This window comes from Bradyrhizobium sp. ISRA430 (assembly GCF_029909975.1).
Lineage (GTDB): Bacteria > Pseudomonadota > Alphaproteobacteria > Rhizobiales > Xanthobacteraceae > Bradyrhizobium.
The window spans coordinates 7,103,628-7,122,888 of record NZ_CP094516.1; the positions used below are offsets into that span (position 1 = coordinate 7,103,628).

A 19,261-nucleotide genomic window follows, 5' to 3' on the forward strand; every position below is an offset into this window, starting at 1 on the left:
GGTTGAGATTAGACTCAAGTCTAGACTGGTCTCCTCTCTATCGGATCATAGCGGTCAGCCGCATGACGCCGCTGTCCTAGCAGCGGCCGCTTTGATGATGTGCCGGTATGGCATGGGCGAGGAGGGGGCCGTTCTGACGCAGGCCGGCGGATGCGCGAGCGGCTCTCTCATCCATGTGAGGCCAGTGCTTTCTCCGGGGAAAACTGTCAGGCAGTTGATCAAGTCGATCGCCGAGCAGATGGTCGACGCGGGGGCTGCCGGACAGCGCATGCCGCCTTTCGCAGGAGGCGGCCTTTGCCACAACATCGATGTCTTAGACCCGGACTGCCACCGATGCCTTGTTTTCTGGCTTGGGAGCAATGCTGTCGAGGAAAAAGAACGGGATATCCGTCGCGCGATTGCGGATGGATGGGCGACGATCATATTCGCGCTGGGCGAAGGGCCCGCTGGGCTTTCGCTTCGGCTCGAATATCGAGCCGACCTGCTAAGCAGGCGGTTGGCGCGGCAAGTTGCGAACCATCTCTTGCGGGCGATGCTCGACATGGAGCGCAATCTCGATCTGCCGGTTGAACGTTGTCAGATACTGTCGGCGAACGAACGACGACGGCTGCTACACTGGGCACGCGGTCCCGAGCGGCAATATCCGCTTGAAGGAGGGCTGAAGGCACTGTTCGAAGCGCGCGTGCGCGATCGACCTGAAACAGTCGCGCTCATGGATGAGGAGGTCGAGAGTGAAACGAGATCCATAACCTATCGTGAGCTGAACAGCTTAGCCAACGATATTAGCAGAAAAATGCTGAGCGCGGGCGTGGCGCCAGGGGATGTCGTTGCAATAAAAATGAGCCGCTCGATCAACTACGTCGGCGCACTCATTGCGGCCATAAAAGTGAGCGCCGTCGTTCTGCCTATCGACGAAAGCTATCCGGACGACTACGTCCGACGCATGGTTCAGGAGACCGCGACCGTCGCGATATGTGTATCGCCGAAGGATGCAGAACGCGCCGTCGCATTCTCACCCAGCGTGAAGACGGTTCCGGTCGATTGGCAAGGCAAGCGGTTGGCACGCGAGGCGTCTGAGCCAATCTCCGCGCCCAGCCAAATGCGAGAAGCGAGTTCGGGTGACGCGGCGCTGCACCAGGAGGAGTCAAGCGGGTCTTCCGACTGCAGCGTTCCCACTTCCAGCGGGTATGATGAGGCCAACTCGCGCTTCCTGATCATGTATACCTCCGGATCGACAGGAAGGCCGAAAGGGGTGGTGCACTGCCAGCGTCAGGTCCTCAATCGGCTGTACTGGATGTGGGAGACCTACCCGATCGCAGCTGACGAGTTGTTCTGTCAGCGCAGCCCTGTAAGCGTCATGCCGTCAGTGTGGGAATTTCTGGGCGGGCTGCTCTGGGGCGTGCCGACCGTTCTTGCGCCCGCGTCGGTCACGCGGAATCCCGCCCTTCTGGCGGGATTCATCGCCAGGCATCGGCCGACCCGTTTTACCATTTTGCCGTCCCTGCTCATGCGGCTGTTGGAGCGAGACAGCGTCAGTTGCGAGCTGGCATCGCTGCGCCTCGTTACGATCGGCGGCGAGATGTTCTCGCCCGAGCTCTATTGTGCATTTCGCGAGCGGCTTCCCTCATGCCTTTTTGTCGAGGACTACGGCTGCACCGAGGTCAATACGATCTGGCACTATGCGTTGGGATCGCAAGAGAAGCAGGTCAGCGCCCTGCCCGGCGGGCGGCCGATCTCAAATCTCAGCGTCTACATCGTTGATCGATTTGGGCAACTGGCGCCCCGCGGTGCAATCGGCGAGCTGGCTGTGGCCGGAGGCTCTCTTGCGGTCGACTATGTCGACGCGCCCGATGAATACGCGAAGCGCTTCATCGTCAATCACATTGATCAGTCCGCCGGACCGCTTCTCTATCAGCCCGGCGATCTCGCTTTCGTCGAGCCGGCCGGGTCGATCAAGTTGGCGGGTCGGGCCGATCATCAATTGAAGGTCCGCGGGATGCGTGTCGAGCCTTCCGAGCTCGAGACCGTGATGCTTCAGCACGAGGCTGTGGCGGAGTGCTGCGCCGTCTCCCGCAACGACGACCGCGAGGGTGGCGAGCTTGTACTCTTCCTTGTGCCTCGTGGCAATGCGCGCGTGTCGGCCACGGAGTGCCGCTTATATCTGGCAGAACGCCTGCCGTCCTTTATGATTCCGACACGGGTCCTGATCAGGGACCGTCTGCCGACCACACTGAGCGGCAAGCGTGACCGAAGAGCCTTGACCGTCGCCGCGACCACGGCATTGGTGGAATCCGACGATTCGGCGGACCCTGCACTGATCCGCTCGCTGTTGGCTGAAGTCCTGGGACAGGATCCGGCCGACATCGAGGACAACGTGCAATTCCAGATGCTCGGCCTGGACTCGTTGCGCCTCCTCACATTCGCGGAGCGGCTGTGTGGCCTTGGCCTGCCGGTCAGCGCAGCCACGCTATTTGACCATTGCTGCGTGAGCGCGCTGGTGCGGCATCTTCGAAGCTACCAGCCCCTACCGGGCAAGGTGCACAAGGTGCAAGTGGGGCGGGCCTCGCGGCTCGAGGATATGCCGAGAGCGCCTCTTGTGACTGGCCGAGACAGCGACATCGCCGTGATTGGCATGGCAGGCCGGTTTCCCGGCGCCGAGACGGTGGATGAGCTGTGGTCAAATCTCGCCGAGGGCCGCGATAGCGTGACTGAGATACCCGCCGAACGCTGGCGGATTGCCGATCACTACGATGCCGATGCAGCCGTTCCCAACAGGTCGCTCAGCAAGTGGGGCGCCTTGTTATTAGGCGTTGAGGAGTTCGATCCGCTGCTGTTTCGGATATCGCCGGCCGATGCAGCATTGATGGATCCACAACTCCGGATCGGCCTGCAGGAAGCGTGGCGCGCATTTGAGGATGCAGGATACTCACCTGCTGCCCTGGAGGACATGTCGGTCGGTATCTTTGCGGGCTTGCGCAAAGGGGACTTCGAAACCCTTCTCGATCGCACCAAGCTGGCTCCCGACAAGGCTACGATCCTAGGCAATGATCCCTCCATGTTCGCGGCTCGCCTGGCGCTTCGCATGAACCTGAAGGGGCCGAGCCTCACGATCGACTCCGCCTGTTCGTCGTCGCTATCAGCGGTGCACCTTGCCTGCCGTAACCTGCTCGAGGGAGAATGCGAGCTTGCGATCGCGGGCGGTGCATGCATCATCATGTCCGTCGATCATTACATTGCGACCAGCAAGCTCGGCATATTCTCCCCGACGGGCAAATGCCGTGCCTTCGACGCGGCCGCCGACGGGTTCGTGCAGGGCGAGGGAGCTGCGTTCGTAGTCCTCAAGCAGCTGGAGCACGCCCGCCGCGACGGAGACAATATCCACGCCGTCATCAAGGGCTCCGCCCTTGGCCATGACGGTCGTACGAACGGGTTGGGCGTGCCCAGCGCGCGGGCCCAAGCCGACGTGCAGCGCCAGGTTTATAATCGCTACGATATCGATCCCCGCACGATCACGCTCGTCGAGGCGCACGGTACCGGAACGCCCATCGGAGATCAGATCGAGATCGAGGCCCTGGCGCGATCGATCGGCGACGAGACGGGAACGCGCGCTCCGTGCGCAGTCGGATCAATCAAGACGAATATCGGCCACTTGACCGCCGCCGCCGGTGTTGTGGGCCTGATCAAGACGATCCTTTGCCTGAGACACCGTCAGATTCCGCCGAGCCTGAATTTTTTGCAGCCCAATCCGTCCATCCCCTTCTCTGATACCCCGTTCTATGTCTCGGACCGGCTTCACGACTGGTTGCCGCCCGCGGGTGTGCCGCGCCGCGCGGCCATCAATTCCTTCGGGCTGAGCGGCACGAACGTCCATTGCGTGGTGGAAGAAGCACCGGAGCCGCCCGATCGCGATCGAAGCGATGCTCCGGCGCATCTGATCCTGCTCAGTGCGCAGACGCCGGACTCCCTGGCGCGGCAGGCATCTGCGTTGCGGGAGTTTGTCGGCGCGCACGGACCCAGCCTCGAACTCCGCGATGTGGCTTACACCCTGCTAGTCGGTCGCGAACGGCTGCCCTGCCTGCGGACCATCATTGCCGCCGACTGCCGTGAGCTTGAACGACTTCTGCTCCCCGATAGCAATTCCGGTCCGGATGACGGTTGCAGCGTGCCTCCAGTCAGTGTCGATGAGGCGACGCTGGTTACGCGGAGTGAGCGCATCGTTTCGGAGCTCCGCTCCGGCAGGCCGTCGGCGGAACGGTATCGTGAATGCCTTGTCGAACTGGCGACGCTCATTCAGCGCGGCCTGCGCCCCGATCGGATCGATCTGTATCCGCCGGAGACGGCGCGGCGGATTTCGCTGCCGACTTATTGTTTCGAACGGCAGCCCTGCTGGCCGGCCCGCGAACTTCTGCTGAACCCGCAGCCTGCATTGTCCGCTGCATCGGATCGGCAAGGCGCCGCCTCGACGCACTCGCTTCCGCTGGGCGAGGTCCAGGACGACGGCGAGCTGTTGGACCACATCCGGCACGAGGTCGGGAGTCTCCTCGATATTCCGGCATCATCGATTGATGCGGCGGCCGGTCTCGACGCGTACGGCTATGACTCGATGGCGGCCGTCGACCTGAAGGCGAGGCTTGAGGCAAGGCTCGGCCGCGAGATCCCGATTGCGCTGCTGGTCGACGCGCCGTCGCTCAATGAGCTGGCCGATCGGCTCGCGTGGAGCGCGCCGGGTGAAGCGGGCAGCCGTCCGGCGGCGCTAGCCGAACAAGACAGAGCCGCGACGGCTGCTGACGAACAGTCTGAAGAATTCGCGCTTACCCCGGTTCAGGCCGGATACTTGTTTGGCCGCATGGCGGATGGCGTCGGTGCCCATACCTATCTCGAATTCGAGATGGAAACGCTCGATGTCGCGCGGCTCTCGCGTGCGTGGAACCGGCTGGTCGAGCGCCATCCAATGCTGCGGGCGGAAATCACGCCCTCCGGACGGCAGCGTGTACTTCCGCGGGTGCCGGTCTACGAAATGGCTGCGCACCATCTCCGCGACGAGCGCGAACTCGGTCCGCATCTTCGGAAGATGCGAGCCAGGCTTGCGAATCGCCTCTATGATCTAGGGCGCTGGCCCTTGTTTGCGATCGAAGCGACGATCTGTGCGTACCGTTCAGCCATTGTCCATGTGAGCATGGACTCCTCGATTGCGGACTGGGCTAGCGCCGACATCATCTACCGCGAGTGGCATGCGCTCTATCAACGGCCCGAAATCGAACTGTCGCCGCTCGAAATGACGTTCCGCGACTACTGTTCGCAACTGGCGGTATTTCGCGCGTCGCAAGACGGCCGTCGTCAAGCCAAATACTGGCGCGACAAGCTCGAGGCCTGTCCGAATAGTCCCGACTTGGGCGCAGCGGCGGCGCCGACGGGAACCGGGCCGACGCGCTTCCAGCGCAGCTCGGCCGTCGTCGAGGCGGATGAATGGGCCTCGCTGAAGCAGCGCGCTGCGGCTATCGGCGTGTTTCCGACCAATCTCGTGTTGGCTTGCCTTGCGCAGACGCTTGCGCCGCAGCAGGGCGATGTGCCTTTCGCGATCGTTCAGACACACGCTCACCGGCGTTCGTTCAGCGAGCAGATTGGATCGATCGTCGGGCCGTTCACAAGCACGAGCGTCGTCATCGCTGAGCAGATCACGGGCCGCCCGCTCGAGGACGTTGCCGCGCGTATGAATGCGCAGGCGACCGCGGACCTTCAGAACCGGGACGTGTGTGCAGCCAGCGTTCTGGGCGACATCGCGCGGGAGACGGGCCATCGTCCAAGGCTAGCGGTGGTGTTTACGCCGCGCCTGGGTATTGGCCGGCGCGCCGAGCCGTCGGCCCCGAGCTGGCTGGACCATGTATCCTACGCAAGGGCGCAGACGCCCGGCATCGCGCTCGAATGCAGGGTGAGCGAGGCTGCCGAGCGCCTTCAGATCTGCTGGGACATTGCCGAGAGCAGCTTGCCGGTCGATCGAGCGGCGACGCTGTTGGAAGATTTTCGCTTGCGGCTGAAGGCTGCCGCGGCTTCGCCGCGCAGGACCGCTGGCGCTGTTCCCGAGACGGCTCACTTGACCGCACTGCAGCGCGCCTATCTGGCCGAGGCGGTTCGTGTCGATAAGCGGCCATGGGCCGAGGGGACTGTCTATCAGGAATTCGAAGTCGGGCATTTTGACCTTGGCCGTTTTCGTCAGGCGCTGCGGCGCCTCACGGACCTGGAGCCCACGCTGACGGCGGAGCTCTCCGAAAAAGGCGCGTTGCGGCTCAATCGGGAGAGATGCGTTACACTGACTGTCAACGATCTGGTGCTTGCCAGGGACTCTTCGACACGGCTCGCCAACATCCGAACTCGGATGCTGGCTACGCAGGCTGCGAACACCCGCATCCGTGCGCAGGTCTCGCTTCTGGGCGGGGCCAGGGCACGCGTTCATCTGGCGGTCGACATGATCATCGCCGATGGCTTCAGCACCCTGCTTCTCTATGTCAAGCTGTTTCAACTCTATCGACAGGCCCATGTCGATGGGTCTCTCGTGCAAAGCGCGCCGGCGCCAGCGGCAGGTCGCTCGCCATCGGACCCCGTCCATTGGGAACAGCGCTTCCTAGATGTCCCGCCTGGACCGAGGCTGCCGCGTCCGAAGCCCCATGCAGCCGGCGGCCTTGATGCGGAGCTTCCGGTGGCGCGTCTGGCGACGGATCTGGATATATGGGAGGGCCTGCGTGAGCGCGCAGCGCAGCGCTCGCTGCTGCCCGACAGCGTTCTGATCGCTGCCCTGAATCTGGTATTAGCCGGGTGGAATGAGGCTGATCGTGCCTTCAAGACGATCTTGGCGCTGACCTCGAGGCATCTTGTTGCTCCCGCTGCTCCTTTGGCCATTGCCGATTTCACCGCTCTGTCGTGGGTCTCCGAACCGGTGGGCGAGCGCAGCTTTGCCCAGCGCGCGGCGGAGGTGCAGGAGCTGATTGCCGCCGATTTGCAGCATCGCGGATCATTTCCGATGGAGGCAATGAGCAGGTTGGGTCAAGGCGCGCTCACCCAGGACAGGTCGCAGCACTGCGTGGTCTATACGGGCGCACTCAGCGAGCCGCCGCTTCGCTGGCCTCAAAATATCAAGCTCGGATATGGTACAGCGCTGACGCCGGGCGTTGATCTCGATTGCTTCGTGCACAATCTGGACGGACGCTTGACCGTTCATTGGGACTATCGGCGCGCCGCAATCGCGGAAGCGGCGATAGCCGCAATGTTCGATGCTTACGTCACGCTGCTTGAGCGGCTTGCCACCGACGATCTCGCATGGGGCGCCATCCAGTCCTCCTTCAAGCCCCCCTTTGTGGAAGTGGTTGGCAGGGTTCGGCAAGGGTGGATGCGGCGATGACAGAGGCGGAAGTTGTCAGCACCGACGAAGCGCCGGTCAAGCGGATGCTGATGAAATGGAATGACACGGCCCGCCCCTATGCCGGTGACGTGCGCCTGGAGAGTCTGATAGAAGCCCGGGCAGCGTCCCACCCCCACGACATCGCCGCCGTGTCCGAAGATGGCGAGCTTACATTCGCCAGCCTGGACCGGCTTGCAAACAAGCTCGCAAATCACCTGCTTGCGGCAGGTGTCGGCAGGGGCGACTATGTCATCATTTGCCTCGAGCGAACCAACGCTTTCCTGGTTAGCGTTCTGGCCGTGCTGAAGACGGGCGCAGCGTTCATTCCGATCGAGATCGAAGAGCCGCCGTCCCGGATTGCCGAAATTGCCACCGCCGATGGGGTGGCCTTTGCAGTAATTGAGCAGGGCGTTGCCGGCTCTTTCGAGGCGCTGGGACTCTACACGATCGTTGTGGACCTACAGCAGCTTGAGCAATCGCAGCTTTCGGAAGCGCGACCGCGCGCAAGCCTGACGTCCGGCGATCCCGCTTATGGAATCCCGACATCGGGCAGCAGCGGCGTGCCCAAGATCGTGGTCGTTGCGCATAGACCCCTGGTCAATCTCATTGAATGGACCGCCCTGACCTTCGGAATAGGTCCTGGGGACACTGGCCTATGGGTCAGCCCCGCCTCCTTTGACCTTTCGATTTTCGATCTGTTGGGCTTGCCTGCGCTCGGCGCGAGCGTTCGAATCGTGCCGCGTGACAAACGGAAGGATCCCATCGCCTGCGCCGAGATGCTGCAGCGCGAGCCGATCAGTTTCTGGAACTCGACGCCGGCCTTACTGCAAACACTCGTTCCATTTCTTCTCCAGCAAGATGGTGCGAGCAGCATCTGCAAACTGAGGCTGGTGTTCCTCAGCGGCGACTGGATACCCTTGAGCCTGCCCGAGCAGTTGCGCTCGGCCCTCCCCAAGGCACAGGTCGTCTCGCTCGGGGGCGCGACCGAGGCGACGATATGGTCGAACTACTTTCCGGTTCGCGACATCGACCCGACATGGACGAGCATTCCGTACGGGCGGCCGATCCAGAATGCCCGCTATTACATTCTCGGAGAGGATCTCGCGGTGTGCGACGTCAATGTCGCCGGCGAGCTCTATATCGCCGGCGATTGCCTGGCAGAGGGCTATCTCGGCGATGCCGAACTGACCGCGTCCCGTTTCGTTCCGGACCCGTTCGCCGGCGGTGCCGAGCGCATGTATCGCACCGGCGATGCCGCGCGCTGGTGGCCTGATGGCATGATCGAATTGTTAGGGCGGCTCGACAACCAGATCAATGTCCGTGGCTATCGCGTCGACCTTGGCGAGGTCGAGGCTGCGCTGCGGCGATGCGGCCTGTCGCAGGCCGTGGCCGTCGCAGTTCAGGGAACGGCTGGCACCAGTCGTATCGTCGCGGCCGGAGTGCCACGACAGCAGACTTCTGCAAATCCGACCGAGTTGCGCGCCGCACTGACGCGTCTGCTGCCGACCTACATGATTCCCGACAACATCCGGCTGATCGAATCGATTCCGTTGACGGTCAACGGCAAGCTCGATCGCCGGGCAGTCGCGCGGCTGTTTGCCGATTCCGAACCGTCTCTACCGGATCATGATCGTAGCGCCGCTGCGGCGCGCAGCACCCTCACGGCCGCGACGCTTGACGTGTTTCTCCGCGGCGAGATCAAGACGCTGCGACCGGACCTTCCGGACCACGTTGCAGGCGATCGTCCGCTCGGCGAAATCGGGCTGGGGTCTCTCGAATTTGCGCTGCTCTCGGGGCGCCTGTTCACGGTGTTCGGAATCCGGATGAGTCCGGTCGAATTCTACCGGGGTGGAACGCTGTCCGCGGTGGCAGCGATTGCGAGCGCGCTGGCGCCCGAGCCGGTCGTAGCGCCTCCGACTGCATCCGATCCGATCAAGGCAGAAGCGGTCGGCACGGATCGAATAGCAGGCGCTGTTGCGATCGTCGGCATGAGCTGCCGCGTCGCCGGCCTGGAGAATCTTCACGAGTTCTGGGAAGCCGTTCGGTCCGGCCGCGACTGCCTGACGGCCTCGTCCGAGGTTGGTGGACGGCCGCAGCAGCGCGGTCGCGCCGGACGGGGCGGCTTCCTGAAGCATATCGCCGCATTCGACGCCAAGTTCTTTGGCATCACCCCGCGCGAGGCAGAAGTGATGGATCCGCGCCAGCGGTTGCTGCTCGAGTCCGCGTGGACGGCAATCGAACATGCGGGCGAGGATCCGAGCGCGCTGGCGGGCTCACGCACCGGCGTGTTCGTGGGCGCAACCGGCGATGACTTCTCGAGGCTCGCCCACCGGGACAGCGACAATTTGACCGGGCACACTCTGACCGGTATCGCCCCCTCGTTATTGGCTAACCGGATCTCCTTTGCATTCGACCTTCGGGGGCCGAGCGAGGTGGTGGACACCGCCTGTTCGAGCTCCCTCGTCGCTCTTCATCGGGCGGTCCGCGCGATCGCGAGCGGCGATTGCGAGGCGGCGATTGTCGGCGGTGTCAGCCTGATGCTGGACGACGCGACCGATCTTTCGCTCCAGCGCCTCGGCATGCTCTCCCCGGACGGGGCCTGCAAGACATTCGATGCGAACGCCAACGGATACGCGCGCGGCGAGGGCGTTGCGGTCATCTACCTAAAGCGGGTCGATGCTGCTCAGGCGCGGGCCAACTGCATCTACGGGATCGTTCTCGGCTCGGCCGTCAACCATAATGGCCGCAGCGCGTCGCTGACGGCTCCCACGCCGGAAGCCCAGAAGGACGTCATCGTTCAGGCGTACCGTCAGGCCGCCATCGATCCGCGAACCGTCGGGCTCATCGAAGCGCACGGCACGGGCACCGTTCTCGGTGATCCAATCGAGACGCGCGCGCTGGTCGACGCGTTTGCCGAGCTCTATCGGGAGCATGGGCTCGAAGGCGGCGAACGGCACTGCGCGCTGAGCGCCGTCAAGGCGAATGTCGGCCATCTCGAAGCCGCTGCCGGATTGGTCGGTCTTGTGAAGGCTGTTCTTGCCGCGCGTTTCTCCGTGGTGCCGCCTATTGCGCATTTCAAGCGGTTGAACGGCTACATCGATCTTGCAGGCTCGCCGTTCTATATCGCAGGTGACGGCGGCACCTGGCCGGTCAAGGCGGCCGATCCCGACACGCCCCGGCGAGCGGGCGTCAGCTCTTTCGGCTTCGGCGGGACCAATGTGCACGTCGTGCTGGAGTGTCCGCCGCCTTCGTCTCCCGCGCCGGTCGATGCGATTCCGCCACAAGCAATCTTCGTTTCCGCACAAGATGCCGGAACGCTTCGTGTCTACGCCGAGATCCATGCGAGTTATTTTGCAGAGCTGATCAAGACGGGCATAGGAAGCGGTCGGCTGATCGACATCGGTTTCACGTCGCTGAGAGGCCGTCCGACTTTCAAGCATCGGCTGGTATGCATCGTCGATACCCTCGAACAGGCGTGCGAGACGTTCCGCAGCATGATCGGCGCTGCAGATCTCGAGCGTGTCTGGAATGCCGCCGAGGGCGCGGAGTGGCTGGCGGAGACAGCGCGTGCCTGGGTGGCAGGCAAGGCGGCGGATTTGCGTGTCCTGGAGAGCCGCATGGGGTGGGGTGGCGCCAGTCGCACGGCAATCCCGACCTATCCGTTCTTACGCACGGTACACTGGCCGGCGTGGGCGCCGCGCGCACCAGAGCGAGCCAAGGGAAAGGGACAATCCGAGGCCGCGCTGGCGCCGTTCGCGGCGCTGATAGCCGACCACAGGATCGAAGGGCGCGTCCTGATTCCCGGCGCCGTTTTCATCCATTTGCTGGCGGACCTGACCCGCTGGTTGACCGGAGCGGACGCGATCAGGCTCGAGCGTATCAAGTTCCTTGGCAACATCGCCTCCGATGACGTTCCGGCAGCCTTGAACCTGAGATGGGAAGAGAACGAGAGCGGCTACACATTGGCGGTGCGCGCCAAAGCCGACGGCCCACCGCTGTGCCAAGCCGTTGGCGCAGAGGCCAAACCGAACTCTGTCGAATATGCGCTTCCGACTCTGCCGCCGATCCTTTGCCGGGCCGAAACCGTCTACGCGAGCCTGCGCGCCCATCAGGTCGAGCTCGGCCCGACGCTGCGCGCCGTCCTGAAAGCGTCATGCGACCGGGAGCATTGCGTGGCAACTCTATCGCTCCCGGCGGCGTCGGCCGCTCCAGCAATCCTGGATGGCGCCTTTCAGGCGGCGCTGTACTGGCAGCTCGAATCCGGTCAGCCGGAGGGCCTGCCCATTCCCTTGTCAATCGACACGCTCACGATCCATGGGCCACTTCCGCAGAGCGCGACGGCGATCGTTTCCGCTGCTGACGGCGGCGAGGCTGCACCCCGCATCACCAATCTCACGCTGCTCGACAGGGATGGACGCTGTTGTGTCCGGGTCGAAGGCTTTGCCGCGGTGCTCCGCTCTGCAGCCCCGAAGCCCGTCGTGTTTGCCAAAACACTCGGCAATGTGTCGCTGGTGCTTTCCCCATTGGAACGGGAGGTCCGGTCGGACGTGCCCTTGCTTGTGTGTGGCTGCGGCGGATTGGCCGACCGCCTGAAGGCGCGTGGCGTGGCGACGCGCTACCAACCATTGGACGACGCCACGACAAAGGAAGGCGATTGGGCGCGCCTGCTGGGCGGCCTGGAGGGCGATCGCGATCACGCGGCGCTGACCATCATCCTCGAGACCGGTCTGGCCAGCTGGAACATTGACCTTGCGAGGCTCGCCGCGCTTGCCAGGGCGATCGCGCGAAGGCGAGAGCGTAGCCCAGTGCAGCTGCTCGCAGCACGATTGGTGGCGTCCGACGGCGACCAGGACAGGTCGATCGAAGCTGCCATCGGGGCATTCGCTCGCTGCCTTCGGATAGAAGAGCCGACGCTGATGGTTTCCGTCGTAGGGCTTCGCACCCCGCGGGGCGGCGATTGGTCGGATCCGGATGTTGCCAACGCTGTTCTGCGTGTCGTTTCGAGCCCATCGCTACCGCCGGAAGTCGTGGTCGATTGCCGGGACGGCCAGCTCCTCATCCCTTGTGTCGAGCGGATCGAGCCGGCGGCATTGTCGCAGTCTCCGTTCCGCCCCGGCGCCGTCTATGTCGTGACCGGCGGTCTCGGGGGCCTGGGTCGCCTGATCGCGCGCGACCTCGCCGGCCGCTTTGGCGCCCGGCTGATGCTATGCGGCCGCTCATCGCGCGAGCAGGCTGAGCCGCGGCTCGCGTCGCTGCGTCGTCCCGGCGCAGAGATCGAATACCTGCAGGCGGATGTGACGGTTCGCGACGAGGTGCGGACGCTGATCGATCGCACGCGTTCCCGCTTTGGCCGCATCGACGGCGTCTTCCACGTCGCCGGCGTTCTGCGGGACGGACTGGTCTTGCGGCTGGCTGCGGACGATCTTGCCAATGTCGTGCGCCCGAAGCTGCTCGGCGCCCGATATCTCGACCTCGAAACACGGGACGATGCGCTGGACTTCTTTGTGTTGTTTTCGTCACTGGCGGCGAGCATCGGTAACGCCGGTCAAAGTGGCTATGCCTTCGCCAACGCTTGGCTCGAAGGCTTCGCGGGCCTCCGCGCGGCGATGGTGCGCAAAGGCCAGCGCAGCGGACGCACCCTCGCCGTCGGCTGGGGGCCGTGGCGTGACGGAGGCATGAAAATCCCGCCGCGCATGCTTGATCGCCTCAGGGAGCGCGAGGGGCTCGGTGAACTCCAGACCGCGACAGGCCTCGCCGCTCTCGAATGGGCGCTCATGGCCGATAGAGAAAATTTGCTCGTCGTCGGCGGTGATGCCGAAGCGCTCGGCAAGTGGGTTCCGCAGCGCTTCCGGTCGGCGATGCCGGAGTCCACTGCAGAACTTGCCAAAGGCGGGGCTGAAACGATGCGCAACGAAGAGCTTTATAGCAACGCCAAGACCGCAATAGTCGACGCGATTGCCGCTGAGTCCAAACTGCGTCCCGACGAGATCAACGCCGACGCCCGCTTTGAGGAATACGGCATCGACTCCGTCATCATCATGGCCGTCACCGAACGGCTGGAGCGCACCTTCGGGCTTCTGCCAAAGACCTTGTTCTTCGAACACCAGACCGTGCAGTCGCTGTGCGAGCATTTGGCGGAGAATTACCCGGACAAGCTTGCTCCGCCGCGTAACGAAGCGGACGGGGCGTCTTCCCGAAGCCATCGCAATTCCTCGCAGTCCGCCCGCCTGACCGAGGATCAGGCGAAGGCGAAGCTCGCCCGTCCAGCACCGGTCGATAACGACGATATTGCCATTATCGGCATGAGCGGACGCTTTCCGGACGCCGATGATTTGGACGGGTTCTGGCGAAATCTTCGGGAAGGACGGGATTCCGTTTCGGAAGTGCCGGCTGACCGATGGGACCACCGGCTTGTCGTGTCGCCGGGCGACGCCAGCGTCGGCCCCGCTTCCGGCTTCCGATGGGGCGCCTTCATCCAGGATGCCTTCGCGTTCGATCCGATGTTCTTCCGGATGTCCAAGCGCGAAGCCGACATGATCGATCCGCAGGAACGTCTGTTCCTCATGAGCGCCTACCACTGTCTGGAGGACGCGGGATATCCGTCGTCTTCGGTCGCCGGCTCCGAGATCGGCGTCTTCGCCGGCGTGATGTGGGGACAATACGAGATGTGGGGACTCGAGAAGGGGGATGCCGCCTCCTCCTATGGCTCGATCGCCAATCGCGTGTCGTATTCCTTTGACCTCAAGGGGCCGAGCCTCGCGGTCGACAGCATGTGTTCGTCGTCGCTTACGGCGATCCACCTCGCTTGCGCAAGCCTGCGCAGCGGCGAGTCCACGGCGGCACTCGCCGGCGGCGTCAACGTCAATGCGCATCCGAGCAAGCACTTGTTCCTGTGCAAGCGCCATTTTGCCGCGACCGACGGCCGCTGTCACGCGTTCGGTGCCGGCGGCGATGGCTATGTCGCGGGCGAGGGTGTCGGCGTAATCATGCTGAAGCTCCGGTCGGCGGCCGAGCGCGACGGCGATCGTATCCTGGGGCTGATCCGTGCCACCGCGATCAATCACGACGGCCGCACCAGCGGCTACACCGTGCCGAACCCGAAGGCGCAGACAAGCGTGGTGCGCACCGCATTGAGCAGGGCCGGAATAGAACCGGTCAGCCTCAGCTATGTCGAGGCCCATGGCACCGGGACCTCGCTCGGCGATCCGATTGAGGTGTCGGCGCTTGCGGCGGCGCTGCAGCCATGGGACGAAGCGGACAGGCAATGCGCCATCGGTTCGGTGAAGTCGAACATCGGTCACGCGGAATCGGCGGCCGGGATCGCCGGCGTCATCAAGGTTCTGCTGCAGATGCACCACAAGTCGCTGGTGCCGTCGATTCACTCGAATCCTCCGAACCCCAACATCGCCTTCGAGAGCACGCCGTTTCGGGTGCAGCGCGAGCTTGCGCCCTGGCCCGCACGACATGCGGTGCCGCGCCGGGCCGGAGTCAGCAGCTTCGGCGCGGGAGGCGCAAACGCCCATGTCATCCTTGAGGAGTGGATAGGGACGCGAGGGATCGTCGATGCGTCCGGCGACGAAGCCCATCTTGTGCCACTGTCGGCTGCCAGCGAGGAGCGGCTGCTGGAATGTGTTCGCATGCTGCTCGGGGCGCTGGAGCAGGCACCGCTCGACCCGGCAAAGGAGGATCCCTCTCCGCGGGTGGCCGTGTCCGCCGCAAATCGTGAAACCGTCATTCTCGACGTCATATCGAAGACATTGTCGCTCGATCGCCGCTTCCTGAACGCCGATGACCGCTTCGATGAATTCGGCCTGTCGGAGCCCGCCGCCGCGACCCTCGAAGCAAATATCGCCGACGCGCTTGGTGTCGCGCTCGATGAGGTTCGCCTGGCCGACTGGGCCGATCCGGCAGAGCTTGCACGGCAACTCGACCGCGCAAAGTCCCCCGCGCGCGAGCAGCTTCCGGATATTGCCGATATAGCCTACACCCTGCAGACGGGGCGTGACGCGATGCGCTCGCGTCTTGCCTTCGTCGCGCGCTCGCGGAAAGAGCTCGTCGAGCTGCTCCGCAAGGCGCTTCTCGAGCGCGCCGAAGACCCGCGGATATGGCAAGGAACGGTGGCCAGGGCGCGGGAGCGGACGGAGGGCGGCACCGAGCAGGTCTTCCTGCGCAATCTGATCCGCAATCGCCGCCTGGAGAAGCTGGCGCGGCTCTGGTGCGAGGGAGCGGACATCGACTGGACGGCGCTTTACGGACGGGGCACGCGCCGGCGCCTGTCGTTGCCTGGCTATCCCTTCGCCAAGCTCATCTGCCGCGTTGCGGAGCCGACCACGCTGGTTCGCGGCAAGGCCGGCGCCCTGGACCCGTTGATCGACGCCATCGACCCGGAGAAGAGCATCAATAGCGGTCTCACCTTCCGCAAATCGCTCTCCGGCAGCGTGCCTGGCGTAAAGGACTGCATCGCGGACGGGAAGCCGTCGCTCAGTCCTGCTTGCATGCTCGCAACGGCGATGGCGGCGGCACGGCTGAGCGGCATTTCCAAGACCCATAGTCTGAGTGATGCGAGCTGGACGGGCGCCCCTCCGCTGAGTGCCGATGTCCGTGACATGCTCGTCGAACTGATTCCAGGCGAGGCCGGAATCTATGACATCAGGGCCCGCCTCGACGGGAATCAGGCTGAGCCCTGCTTCACCGCGGTCATGCGGCCGCAAGCCAATGATGAGGCCGAAGCGGACTGGCGGCCGACCGGGCAAGATTCGTCTATATCGCCTATCGAGCCGGCCGGCGGCAATTCGGCGGAGGAGAACGAGGGCCTGCAGCTGATGGACCTGCTGCAGCAGGGCTTGCGGGCTGCTGCATCGGCCAGGCAAGAAACCGGGCCTTTCTCCGGCGCGCGATTCGAGCGGCTGACCCTGCATGGAAAGCTGCCGCGCAAGGGACGGATCGTGGTCGGACCGTGGAAGGGCGCACAGCGCTTGCTGGTTCTTGGCGACGATGACACGCCGCGCCTGAGTATCTCAGCGCTGCAATTCGGTGACCGCTCGATACGATCCGCTTGGCTCCCGCGCGAGGTGGTCTGGGTCAGGACGCCTGAGGCGCCCGAATCCGTGGATGCGACGCCCGGCACCGACCCGGATGGGACAAGCATCGTCCTGTGCGCAAGACATCTGGAAGAGGCGCGCCTGGCGCTGATGCGTCAGCTGGTCGCGCACAGGGTGCAATTTGTCAGTCTCGAGGAACTGGGTCAGCCCGAGGACATGGCGAGTGCCATCGCTGCCACGCCGCATGTCTCGGAAATCCTCCTGCTCATTGGAGGAGGCGGTCCGGTCCTGACGCCCGACCGGCTCGCGGAAGCCGACCGATCGGCGCTGCAGCCCCTGCGCTGGCTTGCGAAGGCTCTTGCGGCCGTCAACAGCAAGGAGCCGTGCCCGGCGTTGCGCGTCATCACGGTCAACGCCCATCGCATAGGGGACGAGGAAGTCAATCCGATAGCGACGGCCGCAGCGGCGCTCACCGTGGCGCTCGGCAGAGAGTTGCCACGTGCGAGGGCGACATGTGTCGACGTCGCGCTATCGGCGGATGGAGCCATGCAGGATGCCGATGTGCGGCAAGCGCTGCGGGTTCTGCGGGAAGACCGCGGCGTCCGTTCCACCGCCGTCATCAGGGGCGGGCAGGTATTTCGCCGCGCGCTTCGCGCGACGCCGCCGCGGCGGCCCGGTGCGGCACAAGTGTTCCACAAGGAACATCGTTGCCTCGTTATCGGTGGCAGCGGCGTGGTCGGGCGCCGGTTGTCTGAGGCGCTGGCGCGAAAATACGGCGCTCACATTACCTGGGTTGGGCGCCGGGATTCCGATTCCGACATCGCGGCGGCCATGGCCCAGATCGAGGATCTTGGCGGCAAGCTCACCTATGTTCGCGCCGATGCGACCGATACCGACGGATTGCGCAACGCCTTCGTCAAGGTCTGGTCCCAGGTCGGACCGGTCGAGGCGGTGTTTCACTGCGGCCTCGACTTCAGCATCGGGCGCCTGTCCACAATGGAGGAAGCGGCATTCGAGGCCTCCGTCGGTGTCAAGATGATTGGCAGCCTCAATCTGCTCGAGGTACTCGAGGAATATCCGGTGCAGCAGGTCGTGCTGATGTCGTCCGCCGAGGCCTTTGCCGGGAACGTTGGGTGGGCAACCTACAGCGCCGCCTGTGCGTTTCAAGACGGGCTCGCTCAGGCGCAAAATGGCCGAATCCTGAGCGTCAATTGGGGTTATTGGGAAGGTTCGACCCGCGGCAATCCCGCGACGCTTCATGTCAAGGGCGTGCGCATGCTGAATGCGGACGAGGCGCTCGGCGCGCTGGAGCACGCCTTGGAGAGCGGACTTCCCCAGCTCGTCGTGTTCGATATCGGGCAAGCTGCGCTGCAGCGCATGGGCTTTGTCATCGAGCCGGAGGCGAGTCCGGCGCAGCAGGCGCAACCGCGCGCATCCGCGCCCGAGATCGACGAACTGCCGAGGGTTGAAACTGTGGCCGCACCCGCCTCTCCGGCGGGACCGGTCGGGGCACGGCTGGATGGCCTGGGGCGCGAGCCCGCCGTTATCGAGGCGTTGCTCAAGGATCTGCTGGGGCAGGTGCTGAGGATCGCCGCCGACGAGATCGATCCGGAGCGGGACATCGTCGATTACGGCGTCGATTCGATCCTGATCATTGATTTCTTCACCCTGGTCGAGGAGGCGTTCGGTCGGCTGCCCGTCGACGACCTAATCGAGTTGCCGACATTGCGCGAGATCGCGAGCTATATCGGTACCGCGGTGGGTCAGCGCGCAACGACGGTGCCGATCAACGGCAAGTCCACACTTGAATCGGCGATCGAGGGTGACGGCGCGCTTCCTCCGGGCATCACCCTGGTCGATGCGGCGGTGGCCGAAGATGCCGACGTCGCGCTAAAGGAATATCCGCAGCGGCTGGAAGAGCCGCCGCCCGAGCCACGCAACACCTCGAAGCGCAACGGTGTTGGCGCGCTTCATTTCTGGACCGTCGGCAAAAATGCCGACGCCCTGATCGAGGTTGCAAGCCGTGGCAGCGGTCCGCCGGTGCTGTTCCTGCCGGGTATCGGCCTGACGGCGCCCGTGTTTCACGAGCAGTTCAAGCGCCTCTCGTCCGATTGGTCGCTGTTTGCGCTCCATCCGCCCGGTCACGGCCGGAGCAAGGCGCCGAAGAGCACGGCAATATCGGCCTTGGCGGATACGATTGCGGACACCTTGCATCAGCTTGGACTAAACAGGCCGGTCCACATCGTGGCCTCCTGTTTCGGCACCGTGCCGGCCCAATATCTGGGAGCGCACCACGCCGACCTCGTTGCCTCCTTGACCCTGTGCGGTGCCGTGGCGGAGGATCTTGCCGTGCCGGCAATTCCCCTCGAGGGACTGTCCGTCAAAGAAGCGGCCGCGCTCACCAAGGCGGCGGCGGACTCGCTGTCCGCTGACTTCGAGCGCCTGCTAGGCGTACCCGAGAACGCGCCGCGGCGCGAGGTCATCGAGAGTGCCCGGAGGCTACTGCTGAATAGCCAGCGGGCAAGTCCAGCCGTTGGAATGCGTTACCTGAACGAAATTCTGTCGCTGCGCCCATCGGAATGGGCACCGAAGATCGCCGCTCCGACGCTGTTCATTACAGGAACCTGCGACACGGTGGTTGCTCCGGCAGTATCCGTCAGCATCGCGGGCAAGATGCCAAACGCCAGAGTTCTAAGGATAGCTAATGCCGGCCACTATCCTTTCCTCACCCATGCCAGCGAGTTCAACTCGGAACTTACCAACTTTCTCAAGAGTGTAGAGCACTGAGTATCCGTCAAATGGCAAGGAAACCGAGGCTTCACCCGGA

The 19,261-nt window shown here is 64.1% G+C and carries 2 protein-coding genes; both read left to right on the top strand.

The window, feature by feature from the left end:
• Positions 1–214: 214 nt before the first annotated feature.
• Complete coding sequence (locus MTX21_RS33630; protein WP_280968838.1) at positions 215–7,393, top strand: beta-ketoacyl synthase N-terminal-like domain-containing protein; 7,179 nt, start codon at positions 215–217, stop codon at positions 7,391–7,393.
• Positions 7,390–19,221, top strand: coding sequence for an amino acid adenylation domain-containing protein (locus MTX21_RS33635; RefSeq protein ID WP_280968839.1), 11,832 nt, complete (start codon positions 7,390–7,392; stop codon positions 19,219–19,221). The genes MTX21_RS33630 and MTX21_RS33635 overlap by 4 nt, the downstream gene beginning before the upstream one ends.
• Positions 19,222–19,261 lie beyond the last annotated feature (40 nt).

Coding starts and splice junctions, on each gene's coding strand:
- MTX21_RS33635 (WP_280968839.1), top strand. CDS start 7,390: ATGACAGAGGCGGAAGTTGTCAGCACCGACGAAGCGCCGGTCAAGCGG.